Genomic DNA, 16,131 nt, shown 5'->3' with positions numbered 1-16,131 from the left:
CTCTAGTTGTCAGCTTGTTGTTTCCTAGCGGCCAATCGGGCTTGCGATTCTGCATCCAGCTTGGCTTGCATCGCCACACTATGGTTCCCAGCAAGCGAGGTACCGGATAATTCGGTATCTGCCCTCCGTGCAACATCGCGCCGAACCTTACGAAGCTTTTTCTCCGAAATAGTTCGCTCTTTAAAATCGTCACTTTCCCAAGCTAGAGGTTGCGAATGTGCAGCCGGAGCTGGGCGTTTCGTCGGAACCAGTGGCGCAGAGTCGCGTCCAATTCGCCGCGCTACAACAAGGAACCCAGTATGTGCCACCATGCGATGATCTGGGCGTACCGATAGACCGTCAAGATGCCACGTGCGAACCATTGTTTCGGAGGACTCCGGTTCGGTGAAGCATTCGGATGCACGCAGATCTTCAACGAAGCGAGACATCTGGGTAGTCGTAGCTACATATCCAATAATGACACCGCCAGAGCGCAAAGCATGCGCTGCGGATGAAATGTTCTCCCATGGCGCAAGCATGTCGAGCACGACAGTGTCGATACTGCCTTCATCCATGCTGGCAAGTACGTCGTCGAGATCTCCTAAAACAACATCCCACGGTGGTAGCTGCGGGCCGAACCATGATTCCACATTAGCTTGTGCGATTTCGGCAAATTCAGCACGTCGTTCCACGGATGTCAGATGCCCATCCATGCCAATGGCAGAGAGCAATGACAGTGCTAATGCCCCCGAACCTAGACCTGCCTCCACCACGTGTGCACCTGGAAAAACGTCTGCCTGCTGAACGATCTGGCCCGCGTCTTTTGGATAGACAACTGTTGCTCCGCGCGGCATCGACAAAACATAATCATTGATCAGCGGTCGAAGCGCTAGTAAGCGATGTCCAGAATCAGTGTCTAAAACTGTTCCTTCTTCCTTGCCAATCAGCTCAGAATGACGAAAACTTCCACGCTGGGACTGAAAATACCCATCTTTCGTGAGCATAACGGTGTATTTCCGGTTTTTGGTATCGGTCAGCTGTACACGTTCGCCAGCACGAAAGGGGCCACGGCGGCGCTCAGCGCCCAAAGGATGAGGATAATTATTCACTACTCCATCTTATGTGACAATAAAACTTTCTGGCAGAGCCAAAAATGTGGGATACGTTAGGATCTCTCGCCTCCAGCTGAGCGTCGACGATGTCGGTGTTACACGGTAAAGTGGCAGTTATGTCATCACATCATGCTGCTATTTCTCCGTCCAGGGCATCAGATTTTCGTACCTGTCCCCTGAAATTCCGGTTCCGCGTTATTGATAAGCTGCCAGAGCCACCGTCACGCGAGGCGTTACGTGGCACGATCGTACATGCTGTTTTGGAACATTTATATGATCGGCCGGCTGATGAACGTCAGGAATCAGTCGCTCAAGAGTCATTAATCCCTACGTGGGAAGCGCACGTGGAGCGGTCTCCAGAAAATGCCGAGCTCTTTGAAGACAATGAACACCTAGCACAATGGCTGGAATCTGCCCGACCGCTTATTTCATCTTATTTTACGCTGGAGAATCCGCAATACTTACAGCCAGCCGGACGCGAGCAGTTCGTTAATGCCACCTTGCCGTCTGGATTGGCAATCCGAGGAATTATTGACCGGCTGGACAAAGCACCTAACGGAGCGCTACGCATTGTGGACTATAAGACGGGTAAGTCCCCTGCTCCTCGCTTCCAAGACGGCGCGATTTTCCAGATGCGTTTCTATGCCACCGCACTTTTTTATGAGCAAGGCACACTGCCGTTGCGCACGCAATTGCTTTACCTTAAAGATCGTCGTGTACTTACTTACGACCCAGTCGAAGCCGATATCACGACGACGACGAACGAGCTCAACCAACTTTGGTCAGCAATTCGCGGCCGAATCGACGATGGTCATTTCGAAGCGAAAAAGGGTCCGTTGTGTAACTGGTGCCATTTTTCGTCGCTGTGCCCGGCCTTCGGTAATGTTGCTCCGCCAATTGATGAGACCGGCATCAAGCAACTCCTCACTGCCGAGCGGCCAGTAGCTTCTCCAAATGTGGAATCGAAAGATCAGCCAGCGAATCTACAATAACCAACCCATCCAGTGGCGGGATTGGAACTTGGAATGGAATTGCTACTGTTAACGCTCCCGACGCATGAGCAGAACGAATTCCCGGATCTGAATCTTCGAAAGCAACACAATCACGAATATCGACGCCAAGTTTTTCTGCAGCCAACCGGTATGGCAATGGATCTGGTTTACCTCGTCCAGCAGGTACCTCATCCCCGGTTACTGCAACAGTCAGATCTGGGCATGCGTCTAACGTAAGTTGGGCGAAATCGGCGTACGACGATGTCACTAGAGCCGTAGGGATCCCAGCCTGTACGCATTCATCGATGAGCTCACGGGCGCCAGGACGCCACGGCATTCCGCGAGTTTTTGCTTGATGAATAACTTCATCTACCAAAAGTGGAGCAAGTTCCGCTGGTGTCAACGGTAAATCTAAGCGTGATACTAACAGCCGGCAAGAATCCTCGATTGCACGCCCAATAAGATCATTTTGGTCGCCATCATTCCACGATTTTCCATACCGAGCAAAAACGGCTTTTTCCGCCTCAAACCAGAGAATCTCCGAATCCGTCAGCGTCCCATCCATATCGAATAACGCGGCAGCAACACCCATCTGGTTCTCCTTAGTAGACATGCAGTAAACCTTGGCTGAGGAGAACAACCACAGCCCCTGACAACACTAGCCGATAAATGACGAACGGCATATACGAGTTCGTTTCAACAAGCCGTAAGAACCATACGATGACGGCATATCCCACTGCGAACGCAGTTACCGTTGAGATCAGTAACGGCATTGCGGAGACTTGCGGGCCGGTTCCGTCGTCGGAAAAAAGACGATAAAAACCAGAACCAAGAATCGCTGGAATAGCAAGCAAGAACGAAACTCGAGCAGCAGCACTGCGGGTGTACCCCAAAAGCAAACCGACTGTAATAGTTCCACCAGAGCGTGATACGCCTGGGACAAGCGCCATGGCTTGTGCAAAACCCAAGACGATTCCGTCACGCAACGACATATCTGTTAAAGCAAGCCGTCGTTTAGAGAATCGATCAGCAAGTCCTAGGAATAAAGCAAATAGGGCCAGCATCAAAGCAGTAAGATACATATTTCGGAAAACTGAGTCAATCGCATCTTCCAGCAACAGGCCTAAAACAACAATCGGCAGCGTTCCTAAAATGACGATCCACCCAAGCCGGACATCCGGATGTGTCCGTGCGACTCTGTTTTTCCACGGGCCGAAGGGCAAGGCTTGGAACCACGCGCTAATAATGCGGACAATATCTTTCCAAAAATATAGAATCACTGCGGTTTCGGTTCCGATTTGAGTCACCGCAGTAAACGTAACCCCCGGATCGCCAAGGCCGGGGAACAAATCGCCGACGATACGCAAGTGCGCAGAGGACGAAATTGGCAAGAACTCTGTCAGTCCCTGCACGATACCTAAAATAATTGCTTCAAAAATACCCACGTGTCAACATTACCGCTCGCCACGAAAGTCTATTAGGCTGACACATGTGAAGAAGAACAAGGTTGGACTTTCTGGATTACACGTAGGCCACATCGGGCTCGGCACTCTTACCTGGGGACGAGACACCGAATACGACGACGCCGCGCGGATGTCCCAAGCATTGCTGGATGCCGGGGGCAATCTTATTGACATCTCCCCTCTCTACGGCGAAGGACTCGCGGTTAGCGTACTTGGGCAGATACTTCAGGGAAGTATTGATCGTGACGACGTCGTAATCTCCGTACACCTCGGCCTAGCAATAGAAGACGGCCGTGTTAATCATGATCCTTCGCGTAGTGGCCTACTACGATCCTTAGACCACGTCCTCAGCGAGCTTGGTACCGACCACGTCGATATCGTGTCTTTGGCTGCTCCGGCTCCGGATGTTCCGTTCCGAGAAGTCATCGATACCTTAGCTTCTATGGTGCGCGACGGGAAAACCCGATATCTTGGATTAGCTAACCATCCAGCTTGGGAGATTTCCCGTATAAGCCAGTATCTTACCGACATGCGTCTTCCCGAGCTCACAAGTATTAATGCTGATTACTCCTTGCTCAACCGAGTGATAGAAGAAGATGTCACGGCTGTTGCAAGTGCCTTTGGGCTCGGCATAATCGCTCAATCCCCGCTGGCTGGCGGAGTATTAACTGGAAAGTACCGCCGGACAATTCCGGCCACCTCGCGGGCAGCTACTGAGCATCTATCGGCAACAGTAGACCGCTATCTTGATGCCGAATCGCGACGTCTAGTTGAAGCTGTTGTTAAGGCAGCTGATGGTCTTGGGCGAACACCATCAGATGTGTCGTTGGCTTGGTTGCTAGCGCAAAAGCATGTGGCAAGCGTTCTGTCCGGTGCCCGAACAGTAGCACAGTTCGATCAGCTTCTTGCGCTAGATCTCAGTCCGCTCCCAGCACAGGTTGCTGATGTTTTGAGCGAAGTTACTGCATAAAACGTATGTGCGGGAGCTTAAGATTTTAGCTCCCGCACATGGTTAAGAATTTTATATTAACGAAGAATTACAATTCTTCGTCCTCATCCTCGTCTTCATCATAGTCATCAAACTCATCATCGAGATCGTCTTCGTCGTCGAAATCGTCGTCGTCAAAATCGTCTTCGTCATCGACGTCATCTAAGTCATCATCATAGAAATCGTCTTCGTCAAAAGTATCAAATGGCGCTTCAATACCATAATGGGTGAACAACGAATCGTCATACATGATGTACGCGTCCGCAAGCCGGTTCGCATAGCGCATAACCTCAGGTGCATCTGCATCCCGGTAGGTGACGGCAGCAGCGTGGAACTCATCAAGAGCTAACCGCAGTTTTTCGAAAGCAAGACGTGGATCAGTAGCCATACGTTAAGCCTATCTCTCTTCACTCAAATAACAAACCTCAATGAGAAAAATGCTCAGATTCATCCATGATGCGACTGAAATGTGTAGCCGAAAGCTCCCTTCCAAGCCAAAATTCTTCAGCAAGAAGTGCTTGCGCCACCAGCATGTGTACCCCGTCAAAGACGGTAGCTTGTGCGGTCAACGCATCTTGGACTAGCTGGGTACGCCGTGGAAAGTAGACCGCATCTGCAACAACATGGTTACTGCGAATCCAATCATGCGGGATAGGAGAAACCCCTGTATGTGCCGGCGCCATACCAACTGATGTACAGTTCAATACAATATCGCTTCGAGAAATAACATCCTGAGCCGCTGGGGAGACCATAGAACACACGTCTATCCGAGGGGTCGCAAGTTGCGGTTGCTGACTAGCAATACGATCAGCCAGTTCGCGAGCTCTACGTAGCCCGGCACCTTCGCGGTTAAGGAGTGTAATCGCGCCTGCCCCGTATTCTGCTGCCGCTAGAACAACCGCCTTGCCAGCTCCCCCAGAACCGATTACCGCAACGCTCGCTGTACTAAGATCATAACCTGCCTTTATCAACGGATAGAGCATTCCCATACCGTCAGTCGAATGCCCAATCTTTTTATCCTGATCAAACAGAATCGTGTTGACCGACTGAGCCAACGCAGCCGACGGAGTTACAGCATCAAGATACTCGATGACATCACGTTTATACGGCATTGTTACGTTAATTCCGGTGTATCCATCGTCAGCTAGTCGGTTCAACGTTGTTGCAAGTTCAGAACGCCCAACTGGCACCAGCTGATATGAGGCGTGAATGCCAAGAGCTAATAGCGAACGCGAATGAATAGCTGGCGATAACGAATGCGAGATTGGATCCCCAATAAGGCCAAGTTTGATATCCACGGACAAGCCTCACTTTGTATACAATGATTAGCAATGCTAACGGGATAATGAAAAGGTCTCATCCGAACAATCAGATGAGACCTTGTCTGTGCGCGGAGGGGGACTTGAACCCCCACCCACTATACGTGGACTAGCACCTCAAGCTAGCGCGTCTGCCTATTCCGCCACCCGCGCAGGTGGTTGAAACTCAGCTCCAAGGAGCCTTGCCTCAAGCGACGGATTAAAATTTATCATTCCCAGAGCCAAGATGCAAAATATCGACGCCATTTTTGATGTGATCTGAAATACTATCTCCTTTTTGTTCCGCTTTTGGCCTTGTTAGCGAAAATCCGTGAGTACATATAAAGTGGATCTATGACTCCTAAAATCTCAATGCCGGATCCACACCGGCCCGAAGATCTCGTTCGGCAGTTCCACGAGGTTTATCATCTCCCAATCGTTGACGATGCACCGAATGCTGATCGTGAACGTGTGCATATGCGCTTGGCTTTGGTTGCCGAAGAATTTAGTGAATTAGTAGGTGCCGTTTATGGGAAGCAAGCTCGCTCCGATATAGAAAGCGCCTGGGCATGCGCTCAGTCCCACGATGATCTATCCCGTGACACAATCGAGGTTGCAGACGCACTTGGCGATCTCGTTTACGTCATCTACGGTATGGCCCTCGAACTAGGTATTCCGTTGCCTAAAGTACTCGAAGAAATTCAAGCATCAAATTTGTCTAAACTTGGGGCCGATGGCGAGCCTATCTACCGAGAAGACGGGAAAGTACTGAAAGGACCAGACTATTTTCCACCACGCATCGCTAGAGCGCTTGGATTTGAAAACTAACAGGGCCTCCGCGTAAGCGTACAAGATTCGCTATCTGATACGCCGGAGTGTAAACAAACTCGAGATAATTCAGTCCTATGCAGTGTCATTGCATAGGACTGAATCTCGACCCCAACTTATCTAAACCGGTACAGAGTCCAGCTTTGTGTAACGTTTGCGGTCTACTTGTCTCGCTCGCTATCACTAACGATCTCTGCATCTTCGATATCATCTTCAAGTGTTGCCTGCACAATTTTGTACGCAAGATCATCAACATGTTGTTCCAGATTTTTACGTGTTTTCTTGCGTTTACTACGATCAAGATGGTGGAGAACGGGAATTGCTTTGGCAATGTTTTCTAATTCATCTCGCCACTGTGCAGCCTGTTGGGCGGTATCAGCCTTATTCGCAGCCCCGTATAGGTAAGCAGCTTGTTCGCGAAGGACATCTACCCGATCCGCCAAGTGTTTAAGAGCTCGACCATTGCTTGAGGCTAAAACACCTAATCGTTGTTTAAAAACATTGAAATATTCCGGATTAGAGTTTATCAATTGACGAATCTGTGGCCCGTACGTTTGAACCAACTTCACAACCGTTGGGCCAACAACCGCTGCAACACGAATGAGCTTTTTAAATTTCCCCATGTTTCCTGCCCTTCCTGAACAGCTTTTATCTTATCGTGTGAGTTCACCTTTTACTGTTTGAGTATATTTTTGAGTCAATTATTATCGAAAATCCCTTGACCTAAAGGGCGCAAAAGCGTGGAGTTTTTCAGCTTTATCTGCAAGAAAATTTACTGCACCGTCTTGTCCTTCAAGTACGCCTCGAATAACAACTATGTTACTGTTCAGGTGGTCTTTGTATGTAGCCCAAAATCCCTTTGAGCACACAACATTTATCATTCCTGTCTCGTCTTCGAGAGAAATGAAGGTTACCCCATGAGCAGTACGTGGTCGTTGCCGGTGGGTTATGCATCCCGCTATATAAATTCGAGTCCCCACAGGCTGTTGAACCGCTCTGCTAATCGTCACAATGCCAGTTTCTTCTAGTTCTTTTCGATAAATTTCTATTGGATGACTGAATGGCGTTATTCCAGTAGATATAAAGTCTGCGACTAACTCATCTGTACTCGACATACGAGGCAAGCCTTTAGTATCTATCCCAGTTTCAGTTCCAGGAATAGTAGGTTGAAACCAATGGGTACTTCGCAGTCCAGAAAAAGCACTACTTTTGGCTGCCCATATTCCTTCTCTACGAGTTATCCCTAATGAAGCTAATGCTCCTGCAGACGCTAATAATTCAATATGTTCTGCCGACAATTCTGCACGATAAGACAAATCAGCTAGAGATGTGAAGGGTTGTTCCTTGCGAGCCTGAATAATACGAGTACTAGCCTTTCCTAACCCGGAAATATGTTCGAGACCTAGCCTGACCCCACTATCGGGATGATTATTTACTAGTTCAGTTCGCTTTTGGTCACCACCGATTAACGTTCCGTCATACTTTTGTACGGTAGAATACTCAGCAGAAAATGAAACGTCTACTGGCAAGATATTAATACTATGTAAGCGTGCATCAGCCACCAGCGATTGCGGCGAATAAAATCCTAATGGCTGAGAACGAAGTAGTGCAGCATAAAAATGCTCTGGATAATAGACTTTCAGCCATGCACTTGCATAGACAAGATACGCAAACGAAAATGCGTGCGATTCTGGGAAACCAAAATCAGCAAACGCATCAAATTTATGGAAAATTTCTTCCGCAGTTTGACTATCAATCCCTCGGCGGCGCATTCCTTGTATAAGTTGATCGCGAAGTTGAGCAATGCGTTCGTGGCTCCGCTTAGCGCTCATTGCCTTCCGTAGCTCATCAGCTTGTGCCGGAGTAAAACCTGCCGTATCTATTGCGATTCGCATGAGCTGTTCTTGAAACAGCGGTATTCCAAGTGTTTTTTCTAACGCTGGACGTAATAGTGGATGGGCATAAGTAACTTTTTCTCGACCACGACGCCTCGCGATATACGGATGAATACTTCCACCTTGAATAGGGCCTGGCCGAACTAATGCCACCTCAATAACAATGTCATAAAAAGTACGGGGTCGTAACCGCGGCAAGGTTGCCATCTGCGCTCGCGATTCTACTTGAAACACCCCTACAGTATCGGCAGCGCATAGAAGATCATAGACACGTGGATCATCCTGAGCAATATTGTGTAAGCCGATAGGCTCACCGTTAGTACCATACACTTTTTGTTGCTGTATTTGGGTAAACGCAATCCGCAAAGCGGTGAGCATTCCAAGTCCTAGCAGATCGAATTTAACTAATCCGGCGTTTGCACAAGACTCTTTATCCCACTGCACTACTGTACGCCCAGCCTTCGTAGCCCATTCAACTGGGCAAACATCAAGTATCGGTCTATCGCACAACACCATTCCGCCAGAATGAATACCCAAATGCCGGGGCAAATCTTCCATCTGCCGTGCAATATAGTTGACTTCCCGTGGTATCGCTGTAGACAGTTCTTCCTTATTTTTTCCACTGCTCCAGCGAGTTATATCAATAACTCCATAACCTAACGCACGAGCCGAATCGCGTAGTGCGGATTTTTGACGATACGTAATAACATTCGATACTTGCGCAGCATACCTGCGTCCATAGCGCTGATAGATATGTTGAATAACTTTTTCACGTTGCCCAGCCTCAATATCTACATCGATATCTGGGGGTTCTTGCCTGTCCGGAGAGAGAAATCGTTCGAAAAGCATTTTATGTTTAACCGCATCAACAGCGGTTATACCTAACGCAAAACACACTGCAGAGTTTGCTGCTGAGCCCCTCCCCTGACACCAAATACCCTCATTATGGCAGAAATTAACAATCTCATCGACGATAAGAAAATATCCAGCAAAACCGAGATGATTAATAACATCCAGTTCGTGCTCGATCAGTTGCCAGGCTTCTTTATTATCGCCGTAACGTTTTTTAGCTCCACGCGTGACAAGCTCTCGTAGCCAGGTTTCCTCAGTATGCCCTTTCGGTACTGGAAAGAATGGAAGCTTGGGCGTGATGAGTGAAAAATCAAAAGCGCATTCGTTGCCTAACTTAGCTGCGTACTCCACTGCTTGTGGAAAGTCGCGGTGCAAAGACATCATCTGTTGATACGAGCGAAGCATTTGGGGCGTTGGAGATAACTGCGGGCGCAACTGCTCCAGCGTTGCATTATGCTTAGTTGCCGCTAAAACATCAGCTAATGGTTTTTGCCTATGATACGCCATATGAACGTCACCAGTTGCTGTATAAGCGATCCCGGAACGAATCGCAATCTCATGTAAAATTTTACGTCGTTCCCTGTCTAGTGGGTCTCCGTACGCAATCATTTCAATAACGATATTTTCTTTTCCGAAAAGATCTGCCAGCTTAGTTAACGATTGATAAGCGGCCTCTTTACCCCAAATTCCTTCACGTTTTTCCAGAGTCTGATAAAGACGACTGTGGCGACTGCCTGTCAAAACGTACCATGATTCATCGCTTATCGTTGCGAGAGACTGCAGATCATACGTAGCTACACTTTTCTTTTGGGAAGCTAGTAAAGATTCGCCAATCGCATGTGATAGAGACCGATACCCATGCGCAGATTTTGCTAGAACTACTAAATGTGAGTTGTCATTTTCTAGCCGAACTTCTGAGCCAATAACGGTAGGCATATCATGGTTCTTAGCTGCATTGATAAAACGAATCACTCCGGGGAATCCATCATAATCTGTTAACGCTAATGCAGAAATATCAAGTTCTTTAGCTCGCTTGACTAATTCTTCCGGGTCTGCTGCGCCAGTGAGAAAAGAATACGATGAGTGAACATGCAGTTCAGCATACTGACTCATTGATATATCCCATCCAACCACCAGTTCCCTTTTTCCCTAAATATTAAAAAAGCGAAATCGCGAGACACGCATTGCATCCAAGCACGATAGTAGTTTTCTTCCTGAGACCACCATCCTTCCCATTGGATCCATGGTCCAGCAATTTTTGTGATCGCAAATTGGTCCTCCTTATAGAGCAAAGTAAAGGATTCTATCGACTGGCATTTTTCAGCGCAGGCAAAGATACCATCGTTATCCACCAAAAGCTCATGCCCTAACCGATCTTTAGCTGCTATTCTTTCGGGTTTTTCTAGCAAAGTTGTAGGCCATGGTTTAGGCAGCTGACCGATCCACTCGTTGTGGGAGTCACCTTCTAGTTTTGTTCCCCATTGTCCTATCAGATAAGCCTCCCGAGGATAGCGTCCGCCTCGAGGAAAAGCCGTCAGAACTGAGGACTCTCCGATTAGGCTCCGCACCCGTTCTATTGCACGCTGCGCATCACGGTATTGGGCGTTTTCGTCTCCCCATAGAGGTTTTTGCGCAACACCCGATGGCAACAGATGAAGAGCACGTAGAATAATAGAGGTAATCCCAAAAGGTTCTTCCATTGGTTTTTGTTTCTCAGATTCCCATTGCCGTATCCAAGAAGAAATTTGCCACCGAACTCGTTGAGATATGCCCTTGGCCTCTACTGCGTGTATTTGCCAATGTCGCTTTTGCAGATTTCCGTTAGACATCATGATCGTTACTTCTAGTTCTTCTGCTATGACATTCCGCTGAATAAGCTGATCAACCAACTTTTGTGCCATCGATTGCGCAAGAAACGCAACATGGTCTATCCGAGTAACAGGTTCCTCACACTCGTGGATTACCACTTCAGTCTGAGTACCAGTGTAAGCAGGAGGAAAAACATCTTTACCATCGATAAGATCAAGAACTTCTTGCGCTGTTTTGCCAAATCTTTCGAAAAAAGAGCGCCGGTCTAAACGCCGAATATCAGATATTCGTTCAAGCCCTAACAGATGCGCCAGAGCAATAAAATTTTCAATACGATGATGCTTTTCAGTCGAAAAATATGAGCATAAAAGTGTATCTACTGAGCGCTCATCGAGAATGTCGCATACCGTATCAACATCCAAATCTTTGTACGCAGCTTGAACTGATGCATAAACCCCAGGCGCAAAACCGATATGGGCCTCTACCCCAGTTTCTGCTGCTATCTCACCGATAAGAGTCTCTGCCAAAATAGATCTATCGCTTATCCGCGGCACAATAAATACAGCCAATCCAGGTTCAAGGATCGCGCTATGAAGAACATGCGCGCAAAGAACATCCATGACATCATCAAATTTTTCCTTAGTCAGCGCCCGATCCTTGTTGAGTATTTTTACATTTGCATAACGGGAGGCATACGCAGCAGATATGCCAGTTTTAAGACCTTGTCTATGTGCCGCGTCATTTACATCAGTAACGTTTTTACCGTGAACCACTGCGATTGGTTGTGTCGCATCATAGCCTCTACTATGTGCCATGACTGCCACGCTCCACTGTGGAATCCAAATAGCCCCATACATCACATACCACCCCATCCGGCATGAGAAAATCTCACTAAAGCAGATCCCCACCATGACGAAACTTCATAGTCCATATGACTGATAGGACCGATCTCTGCAACATGCCGCTCATTTTTCAAAATTTCACCGCTGGCATCGCGCATGACTCCATGCACTTGGCCTGTGCTCCCAGCCCAAGATCCTAAACTGAATAAAACACCGGACCGAGCTCTTACTCTGCGTTCTAAAATTCGTTGTTGCCGATGCGGAATGAGCGTACTAGGAGCAATAACAACATCAAATCCATCGATAACAGCTGACATCACTTGTGCAGAATGTTGCGAAACGTAAGGAATCGTCACGCATCTATGCAACGATATACCACTAGCATTTGCGAGGGACCACCCCCAAGAAGGCATTCCTACGCATGCTACCCAAGCTCCTTGCCGTGCAACTATGCCGGCCAGCATCACGCCAATGCTCATGGATCCAGCAATCTCAACAATGCTTCCTTTTGCAATTCCATGTGGGAAAACTGGAAGAAGATACTGCGGAACATCATAAACATTGTGGTACACCACAGGTTCCTTGACCGGACGTACCCCAGCATTACGCTCCGCTTCAGCAAGAACACGTTGTGCCAATGCAAGACGATTATTCACAACTCCCCTTTCGAACATCTGTTCGATAGATTATCCTACAGCTCCCACATAAAATTCATGACACTTTTGCGCTAATCTTAAAAGGTGTTAAATTTTGTATTCCATGAACCAAAGATTCCAGGCAACACCGGCAATGCCATACGTTTAGCGGCATGCACCGGTGCCCGTCTACACCTGATCGAACCGCTCGCTTTCAACTTTGACGACGCACATCTACGCCGCGCCGGTCTCGATTATCACGATCTAGCCGACGTCGTCATTCACTCAAATTGGGAAGCTGCAAAAGAATACTTCGGAAACGATCGACGCATCTTTGCATTCACGTCACACACCGAAAACAACTATGCAGATGAACGATACCGAGACGAAGACGTTCTACTTTTTGGCACCGAACCAACAGGACTTCCCGCCGATGTTCTCAATGATCCATTCATTACTAAGCATCTGCGAATCCCCATGCTCCCCGGCCGCCGTTCGCTCAACTTAGCCAATTCGGCATCAATCGTAGTTTATGAAGCATGGCGTCAACTGAATTTTATAGCCGCAGCTGACATCTCCTGAACCGATCTTCTGTCATGCCGGGTATACCCTCCTGACTTTAGCCGGGTATACCTCAATCCTTGAGGTATGGCTGAATATTCATATGCAGAACGAGTTCTAGGCAGCGTTCTTGGTAAAACGCTCGCTCGCCGTCGTAAAGAACTTGGAAAAACACAGGAACAGGTAGCGAACGAGGCACAAATCAACCGGGAACACTACCAACAAATGGAGTACGGGCGCTCAGACCGCAAACGTAATTCGCCGCTCAATCCGCGGCTGAGCACGCTGCTCAAGCTCTCTGCCGTGCTTGACACGGAAGTCGAGGTTCTCCTGCGAGATGCAATTGCAGCTTATCGCTACACTCAAGCACATGAGGAGCAAGTCTAACAGATCCGCAACTCCCATGCGGCCACTGCTCCGGCAGCTGCAACATTGAGCGAATCGACTTCGCCTGCCATCGGAATAATAACTGCATGATCGGCATGCGCAATTGTCGCCGCGTTCAAACCGTCACCCTCGGTACCCAAAATAAGTGCAACTTTCGAATCTGGAGCTGATACTTCGGGAAGACGAGCAAACTCGTCAAGCTTCAGCGCATCTTTTCGCAATGCCAAAGACGCAGTAATCCACCCGTTGTCCTTCAAAGTTTGCATGGACCGTGGCCAATGAGTGATACGGGTCCACGGCACTTGGAAAACTGTGCCCATCGATACCCGTACAGAACGCCGATAGAGCGGATCAGACGCCGAATCCGTCAGTAAAACCGCATCAAATCCTAACGCAGCCATCGAACGGAACACTGCCCCAACATTCGTGTGGTTGACAAGATTTTCTAGAATTACTATCCGGCGAGCAGAACTATGCTTACCAATAAAGGTTTCTATCGGCAACAATTCTGGCCGATTCATTGCCGCCAACGCACCACGATGGACATGGAAACCAGTAAGTTGCTCAAGCAGTTCTTCACTAGCAAGATATACCGGAACTGTGCCACCATCCACCGAGCCTGTAGCCTGTTCAATAATCGGCTGCATTGCGGACAACCAACGCGCGGTCATAATAAACGATCGTGGCGTATGCCCGGCGGCAACTGCTCGCCGAATAACTTTATCTCCCTCTGCCATATACAGCCCGCGCTCCGCTTCAAGACTTTTACGAAGGGCAACGTCAGTGAGTGACGTGTAGTCAGTTAGCCGTGGATCTTCTAATGAATCTAGCTCGATAATCACGCCTACTAGTGTACAAGAATCCCCACTGCCATCAGCATGCAGTGGGGATTCTTAACTAAATTATGCAAAATACTAGCTATTTTGGCTAGATTCCTCTGCTACTTCAGTTGCCTTATGTGCTTCGCCTTGCGCATCAGCTAACGCTTCGTCTGTGCTTTGTAAAATAGTATTTGCTAACGAAGTAGCCAATTCACCGTCATCAAGTCCGCTGAAATCCACTTCGGTGTTTTCTTCAGTGGCTTTTCCAGTGAATCCAGCGGTCACTGCGTTCAACGCAGCGGTAAGTTCAGTTGGAACAATCCAGAGCTTCGACGACGACGATTCCGCAATCTGCGGCAACATCTTCAAGTATTCGTACGATAGCAACTTCGGATCTGCATTACCACGATGAATAGCGTCAAAGACCTGTAAAATCGCGCGAGATTCGCCTTGAGCCTGCAGAATTGCGGCCTGAGCTTCACCTTCGGCGCGTAGAATCTGGGACTGTTTTTCGCCTTCTGCAGTAAGAATCGCTGATTGCTTAATACCTTCGGCGGTCAAAATTGCAGCACGACGATCACGTTCTGCTCGCATCTGTTGTTCCATCGCAGACTGAACAGTCGTCGGCGGATCAATAGCTTTCAGTTCCACGCGAGATACTCGAATGCCCCATCGGCCAGTTGCTTCATCGAGGACACCACGTAGCTGGCCATTTATTTGGTCACGGCCAGTCAATGCCTGCTCCATATCCATTGAGCCGATGATATTGCGTAAAGTCGTTACTGCAAGCTGCTCGATCGCCGCCATAGGGTTAGCGATTTCGTAAGTAGCAGATTCTGGTTGAGTTACTTGATAGTAAATGACCGTATCAATATTGACCACAATGTTATCCGAGGTGATCACGGGTTGTGGTGGGAATGGAACCACCTGTTCACGCATATCGATGCGCTGACGAACTGAATCAATGAAAGGTACCAAAAAGTGCAGACCCGGTTTAAGTGTTTTATGATACTTTCCCAGTCTTTCCACGATAACGGTGAATCCCTGATGCACCTGAAGTACCGCACGCCAAATAGCCACTACGATAAATAAGGCTAAAATTGCAAGAACAACTAGCAACACCATAGAGGCGATATCTGTTTCGTTTCCCATAGTGGAAACCTCCTTTTGTCAGCCCCGCCTTAGGCAGGAACCACGATAGCTTGGGCGCCTTCCACTGATGTAACAACAACGTTTACGCCAGCTTCGATTGGATCGCTACCTGTTTTAGCGCTCCATACTTCGCCATTGATCTTAATTTGCCCAGATGCGCGGTCTATCCGCGTCAAACTGACCGCTTCTTGACCAGACATGGCATATACGTTTGATTCAACGGCAGAAGAATTATTGACATGACGGCGTGCCCACGGACGGACAAGGAACAACAATACAGCCGAAACTATAACAAATGTGATGACCTGAAAAACCAGGTTCCCACCGATTGCAGACACTGCTGCTGCCGCTAATGCGCCGCCAGCCACCATTGTGAACGTAAAGTCAACTGTGAGCATTTCTAAGATCAGCAACACCGCAGAAATTATTGCCCAAATTCCCCAAGCCATCTGCGCCCTCCTAAGGACGATTAATATTCTTTATTCTAACAGGAATTAGACATGGAAGGCACCTAGTA

Annotated in this window: 17 protein-coding genes and 1 tRNA gene; 5 read left to right on the top strand and 13 right to left on the bottom strand. The window is 48.2% G+C overall.

The window, feature by feature from the left end; all coding sequences use genetic code 11:
* Positions 1-2: 2 nt before the first annotated feature.
* The gene (locus BLT51_RS06645) at positions 3-1,088 is read right to left on the bottom strand and encodes a tRNA (adenine-N1)-methyltransferase (RefSeq protein ID WP_091281335.1); all 1,086 of its coding nucleotides are present in this window, start codon (positions 1,086-1,088) and stop codon (positions 3-5) included.
* Between the two features lie 119 nt (positions 1,089-1,207).
* Between BLT51_RS06645 and BLT51_RS06640 the strand changes: the two genes are divergently transcribed.
* Complete coding sequence (locus tag BLT51_RS06640) at positions 1,208-2,083, top strand: RecB family exonuclease (protein WP_091282663.1); 876 nt, start codon at positions 1,208-1,210, stop codon at positions 2,081-2,083.
* Here BLT51_RS06640 and BLT51_RS06635 read toward each other — a convergent pair.
* Both BLT51_RS06635 and BLT51_RS06630 read right to left on the bottom strand, forming a co-directional pair.
* Positions 2,016-2,696 carry an HAD family hydrolase gene (locus tag BLT51_RS06635; protein ID WP_091281332.1) on the bottom strand — a complete coding sequence of 227 codons (681 nt, stop codon included), beginning with the start codon at positions 2,694-2,696 and terminating at the stop codon, positions 2,016-2,018. The genes BLT51_RS06640 and BLT51_RS06635 overlap by 68 nt on opposite strands.
* Positions 2,686-3,528 carry an undecaprenyl-diphosphate phosphatase gene (locus BLT51_RS06630; RefSeq protein WP_091281329.1) on the bottom strand — a complete coding sequence of 281 codons (843 nt, stop codon included), beginning with the start codon at positions 3,526-3,528 and terminating at the stop codon, positions 2,686-2,688. Before BLT51_RS06630 ends, BLT51_RS06635 begins: the two co-directional genes overlap by 11 nt.
* A gap of 46 nt (positions 3,529-3,574) precedes the next feature.
* On the opposite strand from BLT51_RS06630, the gene BLT51_RS06625 reads away from it, so the two are divergent.
* A complete protein-coding gene (locus BLT51_RS06625; RefSeq protein WP_157672949.1) occupies positions 3,575-4,516 on the top strand; it encodes an aldo/keto reductase in 942 nt (313 codons plus the stop codon).
* 67 nt (positions 4,517-4,583) lie between these two features.
* Here the strand turns inward: BLT51_RS06625 and BLT51_RS09205 are convergent, their stop codons facing one another.
* The 3 genes from BLT51_RS09205 to BLT51_RS06610 all read right to left on the bottom strand — a co-directional run bounded on the left by BLT51_RS09205 (position 4,584) and on the right by BLT51_RS06610 (position 6,006).
* The gene (locus BLT51_RS09205) at positions 4,584-4,922 is read right to left on the bottom strand and encodes a hypothetical protein (RefSeq protein ID WP_172801271.1); all 339 of its coding nucleotides are present in this window, start codon (positions 4,920-4,922) and stop codon (positions 4,584-4,586) included.
* Between the two features lie 37 nt (positions 4,923-4,959).
* The gene (locus BLT51_RS06615) at positions 4,960-5,832 is read right to left on the bottom strand and encodes a shikimate dehydrogenase family protein (RefSeq protein ID WP_157672948.1); all 873 of its coding nucleotides are present in this window, start codon (positions 5,830-5,832) and stop codon (positions 4,960-4,962) included.
* Between the two features lie 89 nt (positions 5,833-5,921).
* Positions 5,922-6,006, bottom strand: a tRNA-Leu gene (locus tag BLT51_RS06610).
* Between the two features lie 180 nt (positions 6,007-6,186).
* On the opposite strand from BLT51_RS06610, the gene BLT51_RS06605 reads away from it, so the two are divergent.
* The gene (locus tag BLT51_RS06605) at positions 6,187-6,660 is read left to right on the top strand and encodes a pyrophosphohydrolase domain-containing protein (protein ID WP_091281321.1); all 474 of its coding nucleotides are present in this window, start codon (positions 6,187-6,189) and stop codon (positions 6,658-6,660) included.
* 161 nt (positions 6,661-6,821) lie between these two features.
* On the opposite strand, the gene BLT51_RS06600 is transcribed toward BLT51_RS06605, so the two are convergent.
* The 4 genes from BLT51_RS06600 to BLT51_RS06585 all read right to left on the bottom strand — a co-directional run bounded on the left by BLT51_RS06600 (position 6,822) and on the right by BLT51_RS06585 (position 12,714).
* Positions 6,822-7,283 carry a hypothetical protein gene (locus BLT51_RS06600; RefSeq protein ID WP_091281318.1) on the bottom strand — a complete coding sequence of 154 codons (462 nt, stop codon included), beginning with the start codon at positions 7,281-7,283 and terminating at the stop codon, positions 6,822-6,824.
* An 81-nt stretch (positions 7,284-7,364) separates the two neighbouring features.
* A complete protein-coding gene (locus tag BLT51_RS06595) occupies positions 7,365-10,520 on the bottom strand; it encodes an error-prone DNA polymerase (RefSeq protein WP_091281315.1) in 3,156 nt (1,051 codons plus the stop codon).
* A complete protein-coding gene (locus BLT51_RS06590; RefSeq protein WP_157672947.1) occupies positions 10,517-12,031 on the bottom strand; it encodes a DNA polymerase Y subunit UmuC family protein in 1,515 nt (504 codons plus the stop codon). The genes BLT51_RS06595 and BLT51_RS06590 overlap by 4 nt, the downstream gene beginning before the upstream one ends.
* Positions 12,032-12,072: 41 nt before the next feature.
* Complete coding sequence (locus tag BLT51_RS06585) at positions 12,073-12,714, bottom strand: hypothetical protein (protein WP_091281309.1); 642 nt, start codon at positions 12,712-12,714, stop codon at positions 12,073-12,075.
* 84 nt (positions 12,715-12,798) lie between these two features.
* On the opposite strand from BLT51_RS06585, the gene BLT51_RS06580 reads away from it, so the two are divergent.
* The gene (locus BLT51_RS06580; RefSeq protein ID WP_091281306.1) at positions 12,799-13,275 is read left to right on the top strand and encodes a tRNA (cytidine(34)-2'-O)-methyltransferase; all 477 of its coding nucleotides are present in this window, start codon (positions 12,799-12,801) and stop codon (positions 13,273-13,275) included.
* Between the two features lie 66 nt (positions 13,276-13,341).
* The gene (locus BLT51_RS06575; protein ID WP_091281303.1) at positions 13,342-13,641 is read left to right on the top strand and encodes a helix-turn-helix transcriptional regulator; all 300 of its coding nucleotides are present in this window, start codon (positions 13,342-13,344) and stop codon (positions 13,639-13,641) included.
* Here the strand turns inward: BLT51_RS06575 and BLT51_RS06570 are convergent.
* The 3 genes from BLT51_RS06570 to BLT51_RS06560 all read right to left on the bottom strand — a co-directional run bounded on the left by BLT51_RS06570 (position 13,638) and on the right by BLT51_RS06560 (position 16,063).
* Positions 13,638-14,483 carry a TrmH family RNA methyltransferase gene (locus BLT51_RS06570; RefSeq protein WP_091281300.1) on the bottom strand — a complete coding sequence of 282 codons (846 nt, stop codon included), beginning with the start codon at positions 14,481-14,483 and terminating at the stop codon, positions 13,638-13,640. The two genes, BLT51_RS06575 and BLT51_RS06570, sit on opposite strands and share 4 nt — an antisense overlap.
* 72 nt (positions 14,484-14,555) lie before the next feature.
* Positions 14,556-15,614: an SPFH domain-containing protein gene (locus tag BLT51_RS06565; RefSeq protein ID WP_091281296.1), complete on the bottom strand. Its 1,059-nt coding sequence runs from the start codon at positions 15,612-15,614 to the stop codon at positions 14,556-14,558.
* 29 nt (positions 15,615-15,643) lie between these two features.
* Positions 15,644-16,063 carry an NfeD family protein gene (locus BLT51_RS06560; protein WP_091281292.1) on the bottom strand — a complete coding sequence of 140 codons (420 nt, stop codon included), beginning with the start codon at positions 16,061-16,063 and terminating at the stop codon, positions 15,644-15,646.
* Positions 16,064-16,131 lie beyond the last annotated feature (68 nt).

This window comes from Arcanobacterium phocae, assembly GCF_900105865.1.
GTDB classification, from domain to species: Bacteria; Actinomycetota; Actinomycetes; order Actinomycetales; family Actinomycetaceae; genus Arcanobacterium; species Arcanobacterium phocae.
The sequence above is the reverse complement of the archived record's forward strand: the minus strand, read 5'-3'. Positions and strand labels throughout refer to the sequence as shown.